Here is a 19204-nt window from a genome sequence, read left to right on the forward strand (position 1 = left end):
CCCCGCCCGCCATCAGCAAAACACTGCGAGGCCTCAGAGCCCACGCGAAAGGGCAGTACATTGGTCGGCCACCGTGGCGTGGCGGGCTTCGAGTTCCGCCGATCACCGCAGTGTTTGGCCCCCGCGCCCCGCTGTCGCCGCCTTGATCGGTGGCGTCGACTTGCGATGCCACCTCGGGCATTCCCGGAATCGAGGAGGAGCGTTCCCCGAGGTGACTGAGGGGAGCCGCTGACCTACGGCTCGAGAATTTTCCGTAAGGCCCGGGCCTTTCGCGTTTCCGGGGAGGCCCTCAGTGGAGGTCGAAGTCTGGATGACGGTCCAAGAAGCAAGCGTTCGGTGCGGGCGTTAACGTTCAGACGGTGTCGGCGTACTCGCGAAAGCGCTCAAACGAGCCACCACTGGGTGCAAAGCCGTATGGCGACAGGAGAGATTGCTGCCAGTGGGAACTCCCATTAACTGCCTAGAATTCGCCCCGTCGCATGAGGTTGTGCCCTGCTCTGCTTTGGCTCAACGCTCGCGGGCTCCGGGTTGTCGGGATGCTGGTTGATCCAGGCCAAGCCAGCGGGGTCGAGATGACGTCGGGCGCGGGTGACGGCAACGTAGGCCAAGCGGGCTTCTGCTTCGTCGATCGCTCCCGGAACGGGGCGGCCAGTGGCATCGGTTTCGTCAGTGTCAGGCGGCGGGGTGAAGTCGGGGGCGATGCGTACCCGAGCCCACTCCCGGCCTTTCGCTCTGTGTGCGGTGGAAACGGCGACCTGGGCTTGTTCCTCGGGGAGGAGTCGACCGACGGCTTGGAGGATGGCATCGGGGCCGTGCTCATCGACGAGGTTGGCGAATGGCTGCAGGTCTCTGCCGGCGGGATCATGCTCGGCGTATTCACGCAGGGCCGCCCAGGTGGTGAACAGTACGAGTTCTGGGTGGTGGGTGCGCCGTCCCTGGATGAGGTCATGGGCGGCCTGGGCGAGCCCTCGCAGTGACTCGCCGCCTCCCACCAGCGCTGGGCGGATTCCGTCTTTCAGGAGGCTGAGAATCTCGCTGACCGCCCCGATGTTCGTGCGACACAAGACGGCATCCGGGTGGCCGGTGTGCGGGCCAACCGAGGTGGAGATGTCAGCGGACCCGGTGAGCTGGATCGGAGCCTTGCTGATCGTGAGCCAGCGGTTGGCTTCGTCGGCGAGGAGAGGACCGAAGCGGAAGGATCGGGTGAGGGTGAGGTGACGGGCGTCGAAGTCGGCCATCACGTCGCGGGCACCGCGCCAGCCGTAGATCGCCTGGGCCGAGTCGCCGACCATCACGATCTGGCTGTGGCCCCTCTGAGCCAGGACGATCTGCTCCACCACGCCGTTGGTGTCCTGGGCCTCGTCCAGCAAGAGGTAGTCACCGTGCAGGACAGGGTCCGTGAGGGCCCACATCTTCAGGTAGTGGTCGTGCTCGAAACGCACCATGCCCATCTGGGGAGACTGCAGGTCCGCCCAGGCTTTCATCGCGTACGGAATGACGAGGTTGGCCAGTTCTTCGTGGGCGTCTTCACTCTCAAGACCTCGTAGGCGCGGAACATGGTGGTGGGCCAGTTCCCTGTCGGCAGACTGGCAATAGCGCGTCACCGTCCGCAGGGTCGTATTGGACAGGGTCGATGTTGGAAGATCACGGCCGTGGATGCGGGCGGGGGTGTGGAGCCCCAGATCCTGCCCGACCTGCCAACCGGGCCTGCGCGGGCTGTTGAGACGGTCCCGGAAGCGGTAGCCGATGGCCGCGTAGGCCAGAGAGTGGGCCGTCTTGCAGGCCACGGTCGCGGGGAACCGACTGGCCGCGTCCAGGGCGATAGCACGGTTGAAGGCGAGATAGCGACCGCGGCGGCCCGGCGTCTGCTCGGCCAGGAAGGCCAGCGTGGAGGTCTTGCCGGTGCCTGCTCCGGCCTGGATAGCAAGCGGTTCACCACTGGTGAATGCCTCAGCGGCGGCGGACTGTTCATCAGTGGGGGCGTAGGACATGGGTGGGCTCTCCGGGAGAGGTAGCGGCCCGCTCGGCGGAGCGGGCGAACCGTAGAGACCTGCCGTGGGGCAGGTGCCGGAGTAAAAGTGCCAGCAGACACGCCCGCCACCCTCGCACGCGCCGCACTATCCCCTCGATGCGGTGACGGAGGCGCGACACACGCTCGAATCGGGAACTGGCGTACGGGAGCGTGATCCCTTTCGGGTGCCGTCGAATGCCGTGGGTCAGCCTGCCGAGCCAGGCGGATCGTGAGGGGCACACAGCGGGTCGAGGAGCTCACCCAGCGGAACAGAAAAGGCGTGTGCAAGGGCGTGCCAGGTGGCCAGCGAGCCGACGGTACGACCCTGTTCGATCTCGATGAGAGTGCGGCGGGACAAGCCGCTGTGTGCGGCAAGTTGGTCATAGCTCCAGCCCTGCTCCGCACGCCGGCGGGCGAGGGACTGCCGCAGTGCCGTCGGGTCGGGATCCGGCGGCGGGGAGATCTTCACCCGACCATCCGACGGTGCAGACCACTGCCCTGACAGTGTAGACCTCTGCCCTATTTGCGGGGGTACGGAGGCATCCTCGCCAGGGCACAGGTCTGCACTACGGTGTCCGCGCTCCGAGCCGCCGTCGACGGGGGACTCGGCTTCATCGAATACGGCTTGGAGGACCGATGAACACCGCCCCGCCTTCGCGTGCCTGGACTTTGACAATCAGCAGTCCAGCCGGGCGGCCAGTGCTTACATGCAGCGCCTGCTCACTCAGGGCCTCAGCCGCGGAGGGTGTCGGCCTCCAGGCGATTCGTCGGCACCTTGCGCGCCATTTGCTGCAGGCTCAACTGCCTCCACACTTGCGTACCTGCCAATGCCGCGAGGGGCTCTGTGCGTGGCACCGACGCGTGGGGCCCTGTTCCGGACCGCTGCGACTCCTGCTCATCCGCGCGGACCGTGGACGGACTTGGCATCTTGCCGATACCTGCGGTGGCTGCGCCACAGCCATCCCTCATGCAGCTACCGTCCCGGAGCCCATTGCACCCAGGACCACGTCGCCAAGTCAGCCGGTTTCGATGGACATGCTCTTGGCGGAACATCCCAGTGAACCTGGGGAGTGGGTCGAAGCGAACTGAACCGGAGTGGAGCCGAGTTGCGTGCCGCTGCCCCCCCTGACGTTGCTGAATGGGTTCTGGAACTTCGTTGCGGCACCGGGATTTACCCCAGACAGACCTGCCAGAACGTGATCCATGTGGGCATCGAACCCCTGAACCCGAATCATGCTTGCGGCACAACGACCACGACGCCCCATGGCGGCCTTCACGTCCGGCGATGGCTACCGCGAGATCGGCTCGGACCTCCACCGTGAGCGGGTTGTTCATTTCGACCCAGGGCCGACGGTCCAACCGACGCGGGTCGACGCTCCCTACAGGTCCCCTCGGGGCTTCCCCGCATGTACGCCGCGGCACTGAACAGTTCAATGCGCTACTGAACGACTCACTGAACTCTTTCGCGCGCGACTGAACTATTCAGCGCCGTTCAACACCGCCCTCATGTCCTGTGTTCAGCGCGGCCAGCAGCGAGACGACCTCGGGACCGCGCACCTCGCCGACCACCAGTCGGTCCGGTCTCATCCGCAGGGCCTGCCGGACGAGATCCTGGAGCGAGACGAGGCCGACGCCCTCCTGGTTCGCGGGCCGCCCTTCCAGGCGCACCACATGCGGATGGTCGGGCCGCAGCTCGGCCGAGTCCTCGGCGAGCACGATCCGCTCTCCTGGACCCACGAGTCCCAGCAGCGCACTCAGCAAGGTCGTCTTGCCCGAGCCCGTGCCTCCGCTGATGAGGAAGGACAGCCGGGCGTCCAGCAGCGCTCTGAGCACCCGGTCCCCGCCGGGCGGCACCGTTCCCGCCGCCACCAGTTCGTCGAGGGTGAAGGCGCGTGGCCGTACGACACGCAGGGAGAGGCAGGTGGAGCCGACCGCGACCGGTGGCAGCACCGCGTGCAGACGGGTTCCGTCCGGCAGCCTGGCGTCCACCCAGGGGCGGGCGTCGTCGAGCCGTCGGCCGGCCACCGCCGCGAGGCGCTGCGCGAGACGTCGTACGGCTGCCGTGTCCGGAAAGGACACGGGGGTCAGCTCCAGGCCGCCGCCGCGGTCCACCCAGACCCGGTCGGGCGCCGACACGAGCACGTCGGTCACCGACGGATCGGCGAGCAGCGGTTCCAGCGGACCGCTGCCGACCAGCTCGGAGCGCAACCGCTCGGCCGCGCCCAGGACTTCGGCGTCCCCGAGCACCCGCCCCTGCTCGCGCAGCGCCTGTGCCACGCGCGCGGGGGTGGGTTCGGATCCGTTCTCGGCCAGCCATTGGCGCACGCCGTCCAGCAGTCCCGCGCCTCCGTCCGGGCCGGCCCCGGGCCCGTCCCACGTCTCCGTTCCTGCGGGCACGAAGCCTGCGGGGCCGCCTCGCGTTTCCTTCCGCCGCGAGAGATAGGGCCGGGGTCCGTCCCGCGCGTCGGCTCGTCCGGGCGGATGCGGCCCGGGCCCGTCCCGCGTGTCCGTCGGGCCGGCCGGAGAAGCCGCATGTCCCTCCCATGTGTCCGTCCGCACGGGCGCGTGGCCCGCGTATGCGCCCTGAGGCCGGGCTCCCGGTCGGCTGTCGGTTCCCGCACCGTGGTTCGTGACTCGGGTCGCGTCCCAGTTCATACGTCCCCTCCTTCGACCGGAACCCGCTCCCAGAAGGCCGTGCAGAACCGGGCCAGAGGACCCTTCGCCGCGCTCCCCGGTGGCGGCCCGCCGTCCATCGGGAAGGACTCCGCCGGCAGTTCACCCACCAGCGGCAGGTCGAGCAGACGGGCGACCTCGCGGTCGTCGAGGCCCGGCGCGCAGGGTCCGCGGACCACGATCCTCAGATCGCGCAGAACCATGCCGACCGCGGACGCCACCCGCCCGGCCGCCGCGATGGAGCGCAGGTCGGCGGGGACGACCAGCAGCCCCATGTCGAGCTGGGCGAGGATCTCGGCGACCCCTTCGTCGATGCGGCGGGGCAGGTCGACGACCACCGCACCACCGCGCCGCCTGGCGGCGGCCAGCACCGCGCGGACCGCCTGCGGGGGAACGGTGACCGCGTCGCTCCGGTCCCAGCTCAGAACCCGCAGGGCGTGCAGTCGGGGCAGGGACTCCTCCAGGGCGCCTCCGCCGACCCTGCCGCGGGAGGCCGCGAAGGCCGGCCAGCGCAGCCCCTCGGCCGTCTCTCCGCCGAGGAGTACGTCGAGTCCGCCTCCGAGAGGGTCCGCGTCCACGAGCAGGGTGCGCTTCCCCTCACGCGCCGAGGTGACGGCGAGCGCGCAGGCCAGCGTGGAGGCACCGGCCCCGCCGCGGCCGCCGAGCACGCCGACGGTGAGAGCGGGCCGGCCGACTCCTTCGGCCACATCCGCGATGCGGTCGACGAGCCATTGCTCGCCGTCCGGCAGCACCAGGACGTGATCGGCGCCGATCTCGACGGCCCGCCGCCAGACTCCGGAGTCGTCCTGGTCCCGGCCGACCAGGACGACTCCCCTTCTCCGCGCGGCGCCCCGCACGCGCGGTGCCGCGTCGTCGCCGACCAGGACGAGAGGTGCCGCCTCCCAGCTGCCCCTGCGTTCCGGAATCCCGTGATGGACCTCGGGCCGCGCGCCCGCGGCGGCGCACAGGCGCAACAGGTCGTCGAGGAGGTCGACATCCTCGGTGACGATCAATGGTCCGCCCTGCCGCCCTTCGGCGGTGGGCGGCCGGTCATGGATGATGGCTCCTGCCACGATCTCCAGCCCCCTTCGCTGCTTCTTGCGCGGGGCCCTCCAGGACCCCGTGAATCCCGCTCGTGTGAAGAGCCGGCAAGCGGCCTCCATATGCACGGCCGATACGAACCGGCCGAACGCGTCCGACAAACGGAACCCGGCCATGAACCGGCCGCGAACGGAGCGCGTGAGAATCACGGTGCAGCGATCCCGGAAATCATGTGGATCTTGGTCGAAAACTGTGGACAACTCAGCGGCTGTGAATATCGCCTTCACGCCTACCGGTGAACGCTCAACGACTTCCGCAGAGCATCCTGACAACTACACACAGTGACGGATCGTGGGCATGCGAAGAGCGCGGAACCGAGGGCGCCGAGAAGGCTCCGGGGCCGCGCAGAAGAGGAGAAAACCCATCCGGACATGCGACGACCCCCGCCGGGGGGGAGAGCGGGGGTCGTCCCCACGGCCGACTCGGGGGGGGAGGAGTCGGACCGGGTTAGCACGGTCGCGAACGATCCGTGACTTCCATGGTGTACCCGAGAGCCTTCTCAGGCAAACCCACGCGCCTCACCTTACGCCGAATGGTGGGCCCTATGCTCAACCTCGTGGAAAACCACTCCTTGCCTCGCACAGCGGCCTTCTTCGACCTGGACAAGACGGTCATTGCGAAGTCGAGCACGCTCACCTTCAGCAAGTCGTTCTACCAAGGCGGACTGATCAACCGCAGGGCGGCCTTGCGCACCGCATACATCCAGTTCGTGTTCTTGGCGGGCGGCGCCGACCACGACCAGATGGAGCGGATGCGCAGGTACCTGTCCTCGATGTGCCGCGGCTGGAACGTCCAGCAGGTCAAGGAAATCGTCGCCGAGACCCTGCACGACCTCATCGACCCGATCATCTACGACGAGGCCGCGTCACTCATCGAGCAGCACCACAAGGCCGGTCGCGACGTCGTGATCGTGTCCACGTCCGGCGCCGAGGTCGTGGAGCCGATCGGTGAACTGCTCGGTGCCGACCGGGTCGTGGCGACCCGCATGGTCGTCGGAGAGGACGGCTGCTTCACCGGCGAGGTGGAGTACTACGCCTACGGGCCGACCAAAGCCGAGGCGATCAAGGAGCTGGCCGCCTCCGAGGGGTACGACCTGCCTCGCTGTTACGCCTACAGCGACTCGGCGACCGATCTGCCGATGCTGGAGTCCGTCGGACACCCGCACGCGGTGAATCCGGACCGCGCACTGCGCCGCGAGGCGCTTGCCCGCTCATGGCCGATTCTGGATTTCCACCGCCCGGTCCGACTGAAGCAACGACTGCCCGCCCTGTCCGTACCTCCTCGCCCCGCTCTCGTGGCAGCGGCCGCCATAGGAGCCGCGGCGGCCACCGCGGGGCTCGTCTGGTACGCCAGCCGGCGCCGCGCGACGGCGGTGTGAATCGTCACGCGCGCGCGACGATTCCATTGAAGTCCATTTCTCACCCTTTTGAACCTAAAAGTAAAGAAGTGTGGTCAGGGGTTCCGCTTCCTCCGGACCTGGAGTACAAAGGGTTTAACGGCCCGCGAGACCAAGGACATCCGCGAGGATCACCTTCAAACGCAACCAGGCCCCACGGACCGAGCATGAACATCGAGCACCCACGCGACGTCGACCCGTCGATTACGGGCCAGCCGCACCAGGTGACGGGCAAAGTTCCCGACCTGATGGGCAATATCTCGAGGACGCTTGGTAACCCGGTGAACATGCCAGCGGCGGTACGAGAACTCGTACCGCCGCAACCCTTTTCCAGGCGATCGGACCCCGCTACGCGGCGCCGCGCTGCAACGCCTCGCAGACCGCGGCGGACTCCCTGGCGCCCAGCTCGACGGCCCGGCCGCAGTGCGCGATCCAGGCGGCCATGCCGTCCGGAGTGCCGGAGACGTAACCGTCCAGGGCCGCGAGATAGGCCGCCCGGCCGAGTTCCGCGTGACCGACCTCCGCCGGGCAGATGGACTTCGGGTCGAGACCGCTGCCGATCAGGACGATGCGCTCGGCAGCGCGCGCGACCAGTCCGTTGTGGGAGCCGAAGGGGCGCAGGGCGATCAGTTCGCCGTGAACGACGGCCGCCGTGACCAGGGCCGGGGCGGAACCGCCGGCGATGATCAGCTGGGACAGCCCTTCGAGACGGCCCGCGACCTCGTCCGCGTCCGGCAGCGGCAGCTCCACCAGGGGCTCATCGGCCTTCTCCCCGCTCCGCCTCGGCCGGCCCACCGCGTCGCCCCGGTCGGCCGCCGCCACCAGGTGGAGCCGGGCCAGCACGCGCAGGGGCGACTGCCGCCAGATGGACAGGAGCTGGCCCGCCTCGGCGGTCAGCCGCAGGGCGGCTCCGACCGTACGGTCCCCCTCCCCCGCACTGAAGTCGGTACGCCGGCGCACCTCTTCGAGGGCCCAGTCGGCACCGGACAGCGCCGCGGAACCACGGGCCCCGCGCAACGCCGCCTCGGACGTGATCTCGTTGCCGCGGCGCCGCATGATCCGGTGTCCGTAGACCCGGTCCACAGCCTTGCGCACGGACTCCACGGAATCGGCCACCCCGGGAAGTGAACCGAGGGCCGCGAGCGGATCGGCGGCCGCACCTGTCGTACTCATGAGTACGACATTACGCACCCCGGGCCCGCGCCCCACGAAGGAGTGGTCTTCTTCACGCGGCGCGAGCACCTGTAGCGACGATCGCACTACTCTTGGTGAACATGAAAATTGCTTTCGTCGGGAAGGGCGGCAGCGGCAAGACCACCCTGTCGTCGCTCTTCATCCGCCACCTCGCCGCCTCGGGGGCACCTGTCGTCGCCGTGGACGCCGACATCAACCAGCATCTGGGGGCCGCGCTCGGGCTCGAAGAGACGGAGGCCGCGGCGCTCCCCGCCATGGGTGAGCGTCTTCCGCTCATCAAGGACTACCTGCGCGGCTCCAACCCGCGTATCGCGTCCGCCGAGACGATGATCAAGACGACCCCACCCGGGGAAGGCTCCCGGCTGCTGCGGGTCGGTGAGACCAATCCGGTGTACGACGCCTGCGCCCGGCCGGTGGAACTCGACGGTGGCGTCATCCGTTTGATGGTCACCGGCCCGTTCACCGAGGCCGATGTGGGGGTGGCTTGCTACCACTCCAAGACCGGTGCCGTGGAGCTCTGCCTGAACCATCTCGTCGACGGCCGGAGCGAGTACGTCGTCGTCGACATGACGGCGGGCTCCGATTCCTTCGCGTCCGGCTTGTTCACCCGCTTCGACATCACGTTTCTCGTCGCCGAGCCGACCCGGAAGGGAGTCTCCGTCTACCGCCAGTACAAGGAGTACGCCCGCGACTTCGGCATCGCCCTGAGAGTCGTCGGCAACAAGGTGCAGAACCAGGACGACATCGACTTCCTGCGGGCGGAGGTCGGTGACGACCTCCTGGTCACGGTCGGGCACTCGGACTGGGTGCGCGCCATGGAGAAGGGCCGCCCGCCCCGGTTCGAGGCTCTGGAAGAGAACAACCGGCGCTCGCTGCACGCCTTGCGGACCGCCGCCGACGCCACGTACGAGCTGCGCGACTGGGAGCGGTACACGCGCCAAATGGTGCAGTTCCACCTGAAGAACGCCGCCGGCTGGGGCAACGCCAAGACCGGGGCGGACCTCACCGGACAGGTCGACCCCGGTTTCGTGCTCGGCGAGAGCCCCATGGCCACCGCGTGAGCGGCCGGTCGGCCGACAGCGCCGCTTCGGGCTGAGGGACAGACCGCCCGAAGTGCCGCTTCGGCCTCGGCGACGGGCCGGCCCGGGGCACCGCTAAAGCTTGGGCGCGGGCATCCCGGGCCTGAGCGCGGGCGCCCCGGGGACACCCTTCGGGGCCGGGGCCGGGCGTCCGGAGAGGAACGACGCCCAGCCCTGCTTCGGGGCCTCTCCGACCTGGAGGCCGCGGAGCTTGGCCAGGGTGGCCGGGTCCTGGGCGTCGAGCCAGTCGGCCAACTGACGGAAGGAGACACAGCGCACCTCGGCCCTGGTGCAGACCCGCTCGACGACCTCGTCGACGGCACGCATGTAGGTGCCGCCGTTCCAGGACTCGAAGTGGTTGCCGATGATCAGTGGCGCGCGGTTGCCGTCGTAGGCTCGGTCGAAGCCCTTCAGCAGCCCGTCACGCATCTGACGGCCCCAGAGCTCCTGCTTGCCCGGGTCGCCCTGAGTCTGCGTGCCCGACTGGTTGACCATGAAGTTGTAGTCCATGGTGAGCTGCTCGTAGGAGTGCCCGGGGAAGGGCACGAGCTGCATCGACAGGTCCCACAGCCCTTCCTTCCTCCTCGGCCAGACCTGGTCGCCGACGCCGCTGGTGTCGTAGCGGAAGCCCAGCTCGCGGGCCGCCTTCATGAAGTTCTCCCGGCCCTCCAGGCAGGGGGTACGGGCGCCGACGAGTTCCTTGTCGTAGTCGAAGGGCAGCGAAGCCGCGCCCTTCAGGCCCGCGTTGGTCCTCCAGGACTTCACGAACGACTTCGCCTGGGCGATCTCGCTCTTCCAGTCCGCGACCGACCACTGGCCGACCCCGGCCTCCGTGCCGCAGAAGTGGCCGTTGAAGTGCGTGCCGATCTCGTTGCCCTCCAGCCACGCGCCGCGCAGCTGCTTCACGGTGTCCGAGATGCCCTGCAGGTCGTTGAAGCCGATCTCCGAGCTGCCGGGCGAGTGCTGTGGCGGCCGGTACAGGTCGCGCTTGTCCTCCGGCAGCAGGTACACGCCGCTCAGGAAGTACGTCATCGTCGCCCGGTTGGCCTTGGAGAGCTTCCGGAAGTGGGAGAAGAGCTTCTGGCTGTCCTCGCCGGCACCGTCCCAGGAGAAGACGACGAACTGCGGTGGCTCGTGGCCCGGCTTCAGCCGCTCGGGCCGCGGCAGATGCGGCTGCGCCCCGGTGTACGAGGTGGAACCGTCGCCGATCAGGCGGACCGCCGCCTTGGGCGCCGGGGCCCCCGCCGTCCTCTTCGCGCCGTGCGCGCGTTCGCGGGAAGGCGTGCCGGCGCCCGCGCAACCGGCGAGCGCCGTGGCGCAGGCCGCGGCGACTGCCACACCCGCGGCGATCCTCTGGGTGACGGCCATGTCCCGCCCTCTTCTCCTCGGTCGGGCGGCGCCGGTCGGGGCGCCGGCTCGGCTGTGCACCGGCAGCGCCGCCAAGGTTTCACGGGACCGAAAAGAAATAAGTACGACAAGCCGATCAAAAGCTCACTTCACTCCAGAGGGTGAATTAATACCCCATTTGCCCCCATTTTCAGCATCGACCCTTTACTCTGCATTACGATCCGTTTACCGAGCGTTGAAGAATCCCGCCGCTGCACGCCGTGACCCACGGCCGCGACCCGCCCCCCGCCGCCTCAGGACGGGGGATCACCTGTTCCGCGACCGCGCTGCCCCGGAGGAGACGGGAACCATGTCTGCCTGCGTCCCCACCCGCGCCGCCGACCCGACTCGGCCCGCGCAGGTTCACCAGTCCCACAGCCCCCCGCCGACCCCGCCCCGACGCTTCCGTGTCGCGGGCGCCGATCTGTCCGCCTCGATCGCGGTCTTCCTGATCGCCCTTCCCCTGTCCCTCGGCATCGCCCTCGCCACCGGCGCGCCGCTCCAGGCCGGCCTTGTCGCCGCCGCCGCCGGCGGACTTGTCGCGGGACGGCTCGGCGGCTCACCGCTCCAGGTGAGCGGGCCCGCCGCCGGGCTCACCCTCGTCACGGCCGAGCTCATCCAGCGCTACGGCTGGCGCACGACCTGCGCCATCACCGTGCTGGCGGGAATCACCCAGCTGGGTCTCGGCTGCCTGCGCGTGGCCCGTACGGCCCTGGCCGTCAGCCCCGCCATCGTGCACGGCATGCTCGCCGGCATCGGGGTGACCATCGCCGTGGCCCAGCTCCACATCGTGCTGGGAGGCATCCCGCAGAGCTCCGTCCTCGACAACCTCGTCGGACTGCCGGACCAGGTGGCCCGCCTGCACTCCGCGGCGGTGTCGATGAGCGTGCTGACGCTGGTGCTGCTGTTCGCCTGGCCGCGCCTTCCCGGACGGACCGGGCGGGTGCTGCGCAAGGTCCCCGCCGCGCTGGTCGCCGTCTCCGGAGCCACCCTGACCGCCTCCCTCGCGGGACTGACGCTGCCGAGGGTCGAACTGCCGTCCTGGAGCAGCCACGCGCTGGCCGGGCTGCCCGAGGGCCCGGTGCTCGGCGTCGTCGCCGCCGTCCTCACCGTGACGCTGGTGTGCAGCGTGCAGTCGCTGCTCGGGGCCGTCGCCGTCGACAAGCTGGTGGGCGGCCGCCCGGAACTCCAGGGTCGTGTGGGGCGTTCCCGCCTCGACCGGGAGCTGCTCGGGCAGGGCGCTGCCAATGTCGTCTCCGGCGCGCTCGGCGGACTGCCCGTCGCCGGGGTCGCGGTGCGAAGTTCCGCGAATGTGCAAGCGGGCGCCGTCAGCCGGAACTCCACGATCCTGCACGGCGTTTTCGTAGTGATTGCCGCGCTGCTGATGGTCCCGATCCTCGAGCTGATCCCCCTCGCGTCGCTCGCCGCCCTGGTGATGGCCGTCGGCATCCAGATGGTGTCCTTGCACCACATCCGCACGGTCACCCGTCACCGCGAAGTGCTGGTCTACGCCGTCACCACGCTCGGCGTCGTGTTCCTCGGCGTTCTCGAGGGCGTGGCGCTGGGGATCTCCGTCGCCGTCGGTGTCGCCCTGCAGCGTCTCGGCCGCACCCGCATCACACACGAAGAGAGGGAAGGAGTCCATCACGTACACGTACGAGGCCAGTTGACGTTCCTGGCGGTGCCCCGGCTCAGCCGCACCCTGCACCTCGTGCCCCAAGGGGCGGACGCCGTCGTGCGGTTGGACGGCTCGTTCATGGACCACGCGGCATACGAGTCACTGCAGGACTGGCAGAGCACCCACGTCGCCCAGGGCGGCACCGTCGATCTCGGCGGGCGGACCGGAACGCGGATCGCCGAACCCGCGAACTCCGGACACTGCCGCTGCCGGCCCTGGACACCCTGGCGGAACCACCAGTGCCATGCCGCCGCCGAGCCGGGGCCCCTGCCCTCGGAGGCGCTTTCGGACGGACAGGAGGAGGAGCCGGGCGAGGCCAGACCGAGCGGACATCAACTGGCGCGCGGAATCAGCGCGTTCCAGCGCAACACCGCACCCCTGGTGCGCGATGAGCTGGCCCGCCTGGCCAGGGAAGGGCAACAGCCGTCCCAGCTGTTCCTGACCTGTGCCGACTCCCGGCTTGTCACCTCGATGATCACGTCCAGTGGTCCGGGAGACCTCTTCGTCGTACGCAACGTCGGCAACCTCGTGCCGTTGCCGGGAAAGGAGAGCGGGGACGACTCGGTGGCCGCGGCCATCGAGTACGCGGTGGACGTGCTGAAGGTGCGGTCCATCACGGTGTGCGGGCACTCCGGGTGCGGCGCCATGCAGGCCTTGCTGGCGTCGGAGCCGGGTGGGACGCTCACGCCGCTCAAGCGGTGGCTGCGGCACGGGCGGCCGAGCCTGGACCGGATGGCCGCCGACGGCAGACCGTGGGCGCGGATCGCCGGACGGGCACCCGCCGACTCGGTGGAGCAGCTCTGCCTGACCAACGTGGTGCAGCAGCTGGAGCACCTGCGGGCACATGAGTCCGTGGCACGCGCCCTCCGGGAGGGCGTGCTCGAACTGCAGGGGATGTACTTCCACGTCGGGGAGGCCCAGGCTTATCTGCTGGCCGAGGCCGATGGCGACGAACTGTTCGATCACGTAGGCGCGTTCGATCCTGCGGGCGCGGCGGAGGAGCTGCGGCATCCGGCGTGATCGCACGGTGGTGCGCGGTCCCGGTCGGCGGGGCCGCGCACCACGCGCAGCGTCCGCTGCCCGAGCTCCGGCCCCGCTCGCGGTCGCGGGGCGGGGCTCCGACACGCCTGGCCAAGGAAGTCGACACCCCCCGGCCGACGAACGGGCGTGGAGGTGACCGGGGCGCCAGGTGGGCCGGATACCCCCGAATGAACCCGGTGGCCGGTACGTGCGTGTCACAAGGGGGCAGACTCGTGCGGACCCGGGTGGTCGCCTGAAGGCCGACGGGCCGTACCTCGGGGCGCGGGTGTGCCGTGTGGAGCGAGAGCCCGGGTCGGTGACCAGGATAGGTCTAAACCAATTCCAGGTCGGCCCTTGTCACCAGGCCCCCCGGTCTGATGAGCTGTGGCCTGGGACACAACGGACACCCTGGGAAAGGGAGATGTCGTGAGCAACGAAAGCCTGGCCAACCTGCTGAAGGAAGAGCGCAGGTTCGCGCCGCCCGCCGACCTGGCGGCGAACGCCAATGTCACCGCGGAGGCGTATGAGCAGGCCAAGGCTGACAGGCTCGGCTTCTGGGCCGAGCAGGCCCGCCGGCTGACCTGGGCCACCGAGCCGACCGAGACACTGGACTGGTCCAATCCGCCGTTCGCGAAGTGGTTCGCCGACGGAAAGCTGAACGTCGCGTACAACTGCGTGGACCGGCATGTCGAGGCCGGGAACGGCGATCGCGTCGCCATCCACTTCGAGGGCGAGCCGGGCGACAGCCGGGCCATCACCTACGCCGAGCTCAAGGACGAGGTGTCGAGGGCCGCGAACGCCCTCACCGAGCTGGGTATCGAAAAGGGCGACCGGGTCGCCGTCTACCTGCCGATGATCCCCGAGGCCGTCGTCGCGATGCTGGCCTGCGCCCGTATCGGCGCCGCGCACTCGGTGGTGTTCGGCGGATTCTCCGCGGACGCGATCGCCACCCGCATCCAGGACGCCGACGCCAAGCTGGTCATCACCTCCGACGGCGGTTACCGGCGGGGGAAGCCGTCCGCGCTCAAGCCGGCCGTCGACGACGCGGTGAGCCGGGTCGACGGGGTCGACAAGGTGCTGGTGGTGCGCCGTACCGGCGAGGACGTCGCCTGGACCGAGGGCCGCGATGTGTGGTGGCACGACATCGTCGGACGGCAGTCGGCCGAGCACACGCCGGAGGCGTTCGACGCCGAGCAGCCGCTGTTCATCCTCTACACGTCCGGGACCACCGGGAAGCCGAAGGGCATCCTGCACACCTCGGGCGGCTACCTCACGCAGGCCTCGTACACGCACCACGCCGTCTTCGACCTCAAGCCGGAGACCGACGTGTACTGGTGCACGGCCGACGTCGGCTGGGTCACCGGGCACTCGTACATCACGTACGGACCGCTCTCGAACGGCGCGACACAGGTCATGTACGAGGGGACGCCGGACACTCCGCACCAGGGCCGGTTCTGGGAGATCGTGCAGAAGTACGGGGTGACGATCCTCTACACGGCACCCACGGCCATCCGTACGTTCATGAAGTGGGGCGACGACATCCCCGCGAAGTTCGACCTGTCCTCGCTGCGGGTGCTCGGGTCGGTCGGCGAGCCGATCAACCCCGAGGCGTGGATCTGGTACCGCAAGCACATCGGCGGGGATCGTACGCCGATCGTCGACACCTGGTGGCAGACCGAGACCGGCGCGATGATGATCTCGCCGCTGCCCGGGGTCACCGAGACGAAGCCGGGCTCGGCGCAGCGGGCGCTGCCCGGCATCTCGGCCACGGTGGTCGACGACGAGGCGAACGAGGTCCCCGACGGCGGTGGCGGCTACCTCGTACTCACCGAGCCGTGGCCGTCCATGCTGCGCACGATCTGGGGTGACGACCAGCGGTTCCTCGACACGTACTGGTCGCGCTTCGAGGGCAAGTACTTCGCCGGGGACGGGGCCAAGAAGGACGACGACGGTGACATCTGGCTTCTGGGGCGCGTCGACGACGTGATGCTCGTGTCCGGGCACAACATCTCGACGACCGAGGTCGAGTCGGCCCTCGTCTCCCACCCGTCGGTCGCCGAGGCGGCGGTCGTGGGTGCGACGGACGAGACCACCGGGCAGGCGATCGTCGCCTTCGTCATCCTGCGCGGGACGGCTTCCGCCGAGGACGCCGGACTGGTGGCGGACCTGCGCAACCACGTGGGCACCACCCTCGGCCCGATCGCCAAGCCGAAGCGGGTCCTGCCGGTGGCCGAACTGCCGAAGACCCGGTCCGGGAAGATCATGCGCCGACTGCTGCGCGACGTGGCCGAGAACCGCGAGCTCGGTGACGTCACCACGCTCACCGACTCCACGGTGATGGATCTGATCCAGGCGAAGCTGCCGGCCGCGCCCAGCGAGGACTGAGGCGGGAACACCCCGCCGGCCCGGCCCTGAGGGGTGCGGGAGCACGCTCACCGTGCTCCCGCACCCCTCACGCATTTCCCCGTACCACCGCCGAACCTCGTGGCCCCCGGCCGCCAACCGCCGATGCCGATCAGCCCGGTGCCCCATCGGCCCATCCAGCGGGCCCCGCGCCCGGTTCGGCCGTACCGTGAAGATCCCCCACCGAGCCGGCCGCACCATGGGTAAAGTAAGCAAAGCGTCAAAGACGCGACAAGATCGTTCATGGTGTGCCGGGAAGTCTGGTCGGCGAGTACTCCGTCCTGCCTGCTCGACCGGAGGTCCTCCCCGTGGCCGCGCCCCCCAACACCAACCACAAGTTCTTCGGCCGACTGTCTCTGCCCGAGCGGAACTTCGTGGCGGACGCGCTGCGCACCGAGACGGTGGGCGGCGTGCTCCTGCTGATCGCGGCGGTCGCGGCACTGATCTGGGCGAACACCCTGCCGCACAGCTATGAGACCGTCTCGCACTACCACTTCGGACCGGCCGCCCTCGGGCTCGATCTCTCCGTGGAGCACTGGGCGGCCGACGGACTGCTCGCCGTCTTCTTCTTCGTCGCCGGCATCGAGCTGAAGCGCGAGCTCGTGGCCGGGGACCTGCGGGATCCGAAGGCCGCGGTCCTGCCCGTGGTCGCCGCGGTCTGCGGCATGGCCGTGCCCGCGATCGTCTACGTCCTGACCAACATCGCCGGCGACGGCTCGCTCAAAGGATGGGCCGTCCCCACCGCCACCGACATCGCCTTCGCGCTCGCCGTGCTCGCCGTCATCGGGACGTCACTGCCGTCCGCCCTGCGCGCCTTCCTTCTCACCCTCGCCGTCGTCGACGACCTGTTCGCGATCCTGATCATCGCGTTCTTCTTCACCGACACCATCAACTTCGCGGCGCTCGCCGGAGCCTTCGTCGGTCTCGGCCTCTTCTGGCTGCTGCTGCGCAAGGGCGTGCACGGCTGGTACGTGTACGTGCCGCTCGCACTGGTCGTCTGGGCCCTGATGTACAACAGCGGCATCCACGCCACCATCGCCGGTGTCGCCATGGGCCTGATGCTGCGCTGCCATCCGCACGAAGGCGAGGAGCACTCCCCCGGCGAGCACATCGAGCACCTCGTGCGCCCGGTGTCGGCGGGACTCGCCGTACCGCTGTTCGCCCTGTTCAGCGCCGGCGTCGTGGTCTCCGGCGGCGCGATCCACGATGTGTTCACCCGGCCCGAGACGCTCGGCGTGGTGCTCGGACTCGTCATCGGCAAGGCGGTCGGCATCTTCGGCGGTACCTGGCTGACGGCCCGGTTCACCCGGGCCTCGCTCAGCGACGAACTGGAATGGGCCGACGTCGCCGCCGTCGCCACCCTCGCCGGCATCGGCTTCACGGTCTCCCTGCTCATCGGTGAGCTCGCCTTCGAAGGCGATACGAGCCTCACCGACGAGACCAAGGCCGCCGTCCTGATCGGCTCGTTCATCGCGGCCGTACTCGCCACGGCGATGCTGAAGATGCGCAACTCCAAGTACCGCTCGCTGTGCGAGGCCGAGGAGCGCGACGAGGACCACGACGGCATCCCCGACATCTACGAAGAGGACAAGCCGGCGTACCACCTGCGCATGGCCGCGATCTACGAGCGGAAAGCCGCGGAACACCGCAGGCTTGCCGAAGTGGCGGGTGGGGCAAGCGAGGGGGACGACGGTCCGGCATGATCTGACAGGACCGTACAAACACATGCAGAAGAGGGAGATCGCGATGAGCGCACCCGACGGGAGCCCGGTCGGTGCCGAACGCAGCATCGGCCAGTTGGTCGCCGCGGCGACGACCGAGATGTCCGCGCTGGTGCACGACGAGATCGCGCTGGCGAAGGCTCAGCTCAAGCAGGACGTCAAGCGCGGTGCGGTCAGCGGCGGGGCGTTCTCGGCGGCCGGCATGACCCTGATCTTCTCCCTGCCGATGCTCAGCTTCGCCCTCGCGTACGGCATCCGGACCTGGAGCGACTGGAACCTCGCGATCTGCTTCCTGCTGTCGTTCGCGGCGAACGTGCTGGTCGCGGCCGTGCTCGCGCTGATCGGCGTGATCTTCGCGAAGAAGGTCAAGAAGAGCCAGGGCCCGCAGAAGGTGGCCGCCTCCGTGAAGGAGACGGCGGGTGTTCTGCCGAACGCCAAGCCGCACCCCCGGCCCGAACCGGTCGAGGACGCCGTCAAGGCTGTGGCACGCTCATCCTCATGACGGACCCCGCCACATCTCCGGCGCAACCCACCTCGGCCGTACGGATCGACCTTCCCGGACACAAAGTGATCCACCGGGACGTGGCCGCCAATGGCGCGCGTTTCCACATCGCCGAGCTCGGCGACGGGCCGCTCGTCCTGCTGCTGCACGGCTTCCCGCAGTTCTGGTGGACCTGGCGGCACCAGCTCGTCGCGCTCGCCGACGCCGGCTTCCGGGCCGTCGCCATGGATCTGCGGGGCGTCGGGGGCAGCGACCGCACCCCGCGCGGCTACGACCCCGCCAACCTCGCTCTCGACATCACCGGGGTCGTACGTTCCCTCGGCGAGCCCGACGCCGCTCTGGTCGGGCACGACCTCGGCGGCTATCTCGCGTGGACGGCGGCCGCCATGCGACCCAAGCTCGTCCGCCGGCTCGCGGTGTCGTCCATGCCGCATCCGCGGCGCTGGCGTTCCGCGATGCTCTCCGACATCAGGCAGACGACGGCCGGCTCGTACATCTGGGGGTTCCAGCGCCCCTGGATCCCCGAACGCCAACTCCTCGCCGAGGACGCCGCCCTGGTTGGCCGTCTGGTGAGCGACTGGTCGGGCCCCCGGCAGCCGGACGAGGACACCCTGGAGACGTACCGCCGGGCCATGCGCATCCCGTCGACCGCGCACTGCTCCATCGAGCCGTACCGGTGGATGGTGCGGTCCATGGCGCGCCCGGACGGCATCCAGTTCAACCGGCGCATGAAGCCGCCGGTGCGGGTGCCGACCCTGCATCTGCACGGCTCACTCGATCCTGTGATGCGGACGCGCAGCGCGGCGGGCTCGGGAGAGTACGTCGAAGCACCGTACCGCTGGCGGCTGTTCGACGGGCTCGGCCACTTCCCGCACGAAGAGGATCCGGTCGCTTTCTCCACCGAACTGATCAACTGGCTGAAGGATCCGGAACCCGATCGGTGACACCTCGGTCAGCCCGGCGTGACCGCGCGAACGCGTCCGGAACGCGGACGGCGAACACCTGTCCTCCGAACGGCCAATTGCCTGGCGCATAGGCCA

General features: G+C 69.4%; 12 protein-coding genes and 1 pseudogene. 7 read left to right on the forward strand and 6 right to left on the reverse strand.

Annotated elements, in window-relative coordinates; all coding sequences use genetic code 11:
• Positions 1–452: 452 nt before the first annotated feature.
• The 4 genes and pseudogenes from OG780_RS19775 to ssd form a co-directional block, all read right to left on the reverse strand.
• The gene (locus OG780_RS19775) at positions 453–1991 is read right to left on the reverse strand and encodes a UvrD-helicase domain-containing protein (protein ID WP_328450010.1); all 1539 of its coding nucleotides are present in this window, start codon (positions 1989–1991) and stop codon (positions 453–455) included.
• 225 nt (positions 1992–2216) lie between these two features.
• A complete protein-coding gene (locus tag OG780_RS19780; protein ID WP_328458248.1) occupies positions 2217–2474 on the reverse strand; it encodes a helix-turn-helix transcriptional regulator in 258 nt (85 codons plus the stop codon).
• 1034 nt (positions 2475–3508) lie between these two features.
• Positions 3509–4570: pseudogene (locus OG780_RS19785) on the reverse strand (TadA family conjugal transfer-associated ATPase); the annotation flags it as partial.
• Positions 4571–4662: 92 nt separating this feature from the next.
• Entirely contained in the window at positions 4663–5757 is a 1095-nt protein-coding gene (ssd, locus tag OG780_RS19790) for a septum site-determining protein Ssd (RefSeq protein WP_328450012.1), read from the reverse strand.
• Between the two features lie 572 nt (positions 5758–6329).
• Between ssd and OG780_RS19795 the strand changes: the two genes are divergently transcribed.
• Positions 6330–7163: an HAD family hydrolase gene (locus tag OG780_RS19795; protein ID WP_328450014.1), complete on the forward strand. Its 834-nt coding sequence runs from the start codon at positions 6330–6332 to the stop codon at positions 7161–7163.
• 366 nt (positions 7164–7529) lie between these two features.
• On the opposite strand, the gene OG780_RS19800 is transcribed toward OG780_RS19795, so the two are convergent.
• On the reverse strand, positions 7530–8354 hold the full coding sequence (locus OG780_RS19800) for an oxidoreductase (RefSeq protein WP_328450016.1): 825 nt from the start codon (positions 8352–8354) through the stop codon (positions 7530–7532).
• A gap of 101 nt (positions 8355–8455) precedes the next feature.
• Here OG780_RS19800 and OG780_RS19805 point away from each other — a divergent pair, with 101 nt between their 5' ends.
• A complete protein-coding gene (locus OG780_RS19805) occupies positions 8456–9436 on the forward strand; it encodes an ATP-binding protein (protein ID WP_328450018.1) in 981 nt (326 codons plus the stop codon).
• A 93-nt stretch (positions 9437–9529) separates the two neighbouring features.
• Here the strand turns inward: OG780_RS19805 and OG780_RS19810 are convergent, their stop codons facing one another.
• Positions 9530–10822, reverse strand: a complete 1293-nt coding sequence (locus OG780_RS19810; RefSeq protein ID WP_328450020.1) for a hypothetical protein — start codon at positions 10820–10822, stop codon at positions 9530–9532.
• A 328-nt stretch (positions 10823–11150) separates the two neighbouring features.
• On the opposite strand from OG780_RS19810, the gene OG780_RS19815 reads away from it, so the two are divergent.
• The 5 genes from OG780_RS19815 (at position 11151) to OG780_RS19835 (ending at position 19108) form a co-directional block, all read left to right on the forward strand.
• Positions 11151–13538: a SulP family inorganic anion transporter gene (locus OG780_RS19815; protein ID WP_328450022.1), complete on the forward strand. Its 2388-nt coding sequence runs from the start codon at positions 11151–11153 to the stop codon at positions 13536–13538.
• 384 nt (positions 13539–13922) lie between these two features.
• Complete coding sequence (gene acs, locus OG780_RS19820; protein ID WP_328450024.1) at positions 13923–15923, forward strand: acetate--CoA ligase; 2001 nt, start codon at positions 13923–13925, stop codon at positions 15921–15923.
• A gap of 326 nt (positions 15924–16249) precedes the next feature.
• Positions 16250–17644, forward strand: a complete 1395-nt coding sequence (gene nhaA / locus OG780_RS19825; protein ID WP_328450026.1) for a Na+/H+ antiporter NhaA — start codon at positions 16250–16252, stop codon at positions 17642–17644.
• 43 nt (positions 17645–17687) lie between these two features.
• On the forward strand, positions 17688–18164 hold the full coding sequence (locus OG780_RS19830) for a phage holin family protein (protein ID WP_326786482.1): 477 nt from the start codon (positions 17688–17690) through the stop codon (positions 18162–18164).
• On the forward strand, positions 18161–19108 hold the full coding sequence (locus tag OG780_RS19835; RefSeq protein ID WP_328450030.1) for an alpha/beta fold hydrolase: 948 nt from the start codon (positions 18161–18163) through the stop codon (positions 19106–19108). Before OG780_RS19830 ends, OG780_RS19835 begins: the two co-directional genes overlap by 4 nt.
• The last annotated feature ends 96 nt before the right edge of the window (positions 19109–19204 follow it).

The sequence above is a fragment of the Streptomyces sp. NBC_00386 genome, assembly GCF_036063235.1.
GTDB lineage: Bacteria > Actinomycetota > Actinomycetes > Streptomycetales > Streptomycetaceae > Streptomyces.

Excerpts from the sequence above, each read along its gene's own strand:
- OG780_RS19775 (WP_328450010.1), bottom strand. The coding sequence starts at position 1,991 with ATGTCCTACGCCCCCACTGATGAACAGTCCGCCGCCGCTGAGGCATTC.
- OG780_RS19795 (WP_328450014.1), top strand. The coding sequence starts at position 6,330 with ATGCTCAACCTCGTGGAAAACCACTCCTTGCCTCGCACAGCGGCCTTC.
- OG780_RS19800 (WP_328450016.1), bottom strand. The coding sequence starts at position 8,354 with ATGAGTACGACAGGTGCGGCCGCCGATCCGCTCGCGGCCCTCGGTTCA.
- OG780_RS19805 (WP_328450018.1), top strand. The coding sequence starts at position 8,456 with ATGAAAATTGCTTTCGTCGGGAAGGGCGGCAGCGGCAAGACCACCCTG.
- OG780_RS19810 (WP_328450020.1), bottom strand. The coding sequence starts at position 10,822 with ATGGCCGTCACCCAGAGGATCGCCGCGGGTGTGGCAGTCGCCGCGGCC.
- OG780_RS19815 (WP_328450022.1), top strand. The coding sequence starts at position 11,151 with ATGTCTGCCTGCGTCCCCACCCGCGCCGCCGACCCGACTCGGCCCGCG.
- OG780_RS19830 (WP_326786482.1), top strand. The coding sequence starts at position 17,688 with ATGAGCGCACCCGACGGGAGCCCGGTCGGTGCCGAACGCAGCATCGGC.
- OG780_RS19835 (WP_328450030.1), top strand. The coding sequence starts at position 18,161 with ATGACGGACCCCGCCACATCTCCGGCGCAACCCACCTCGGCCGTACGG.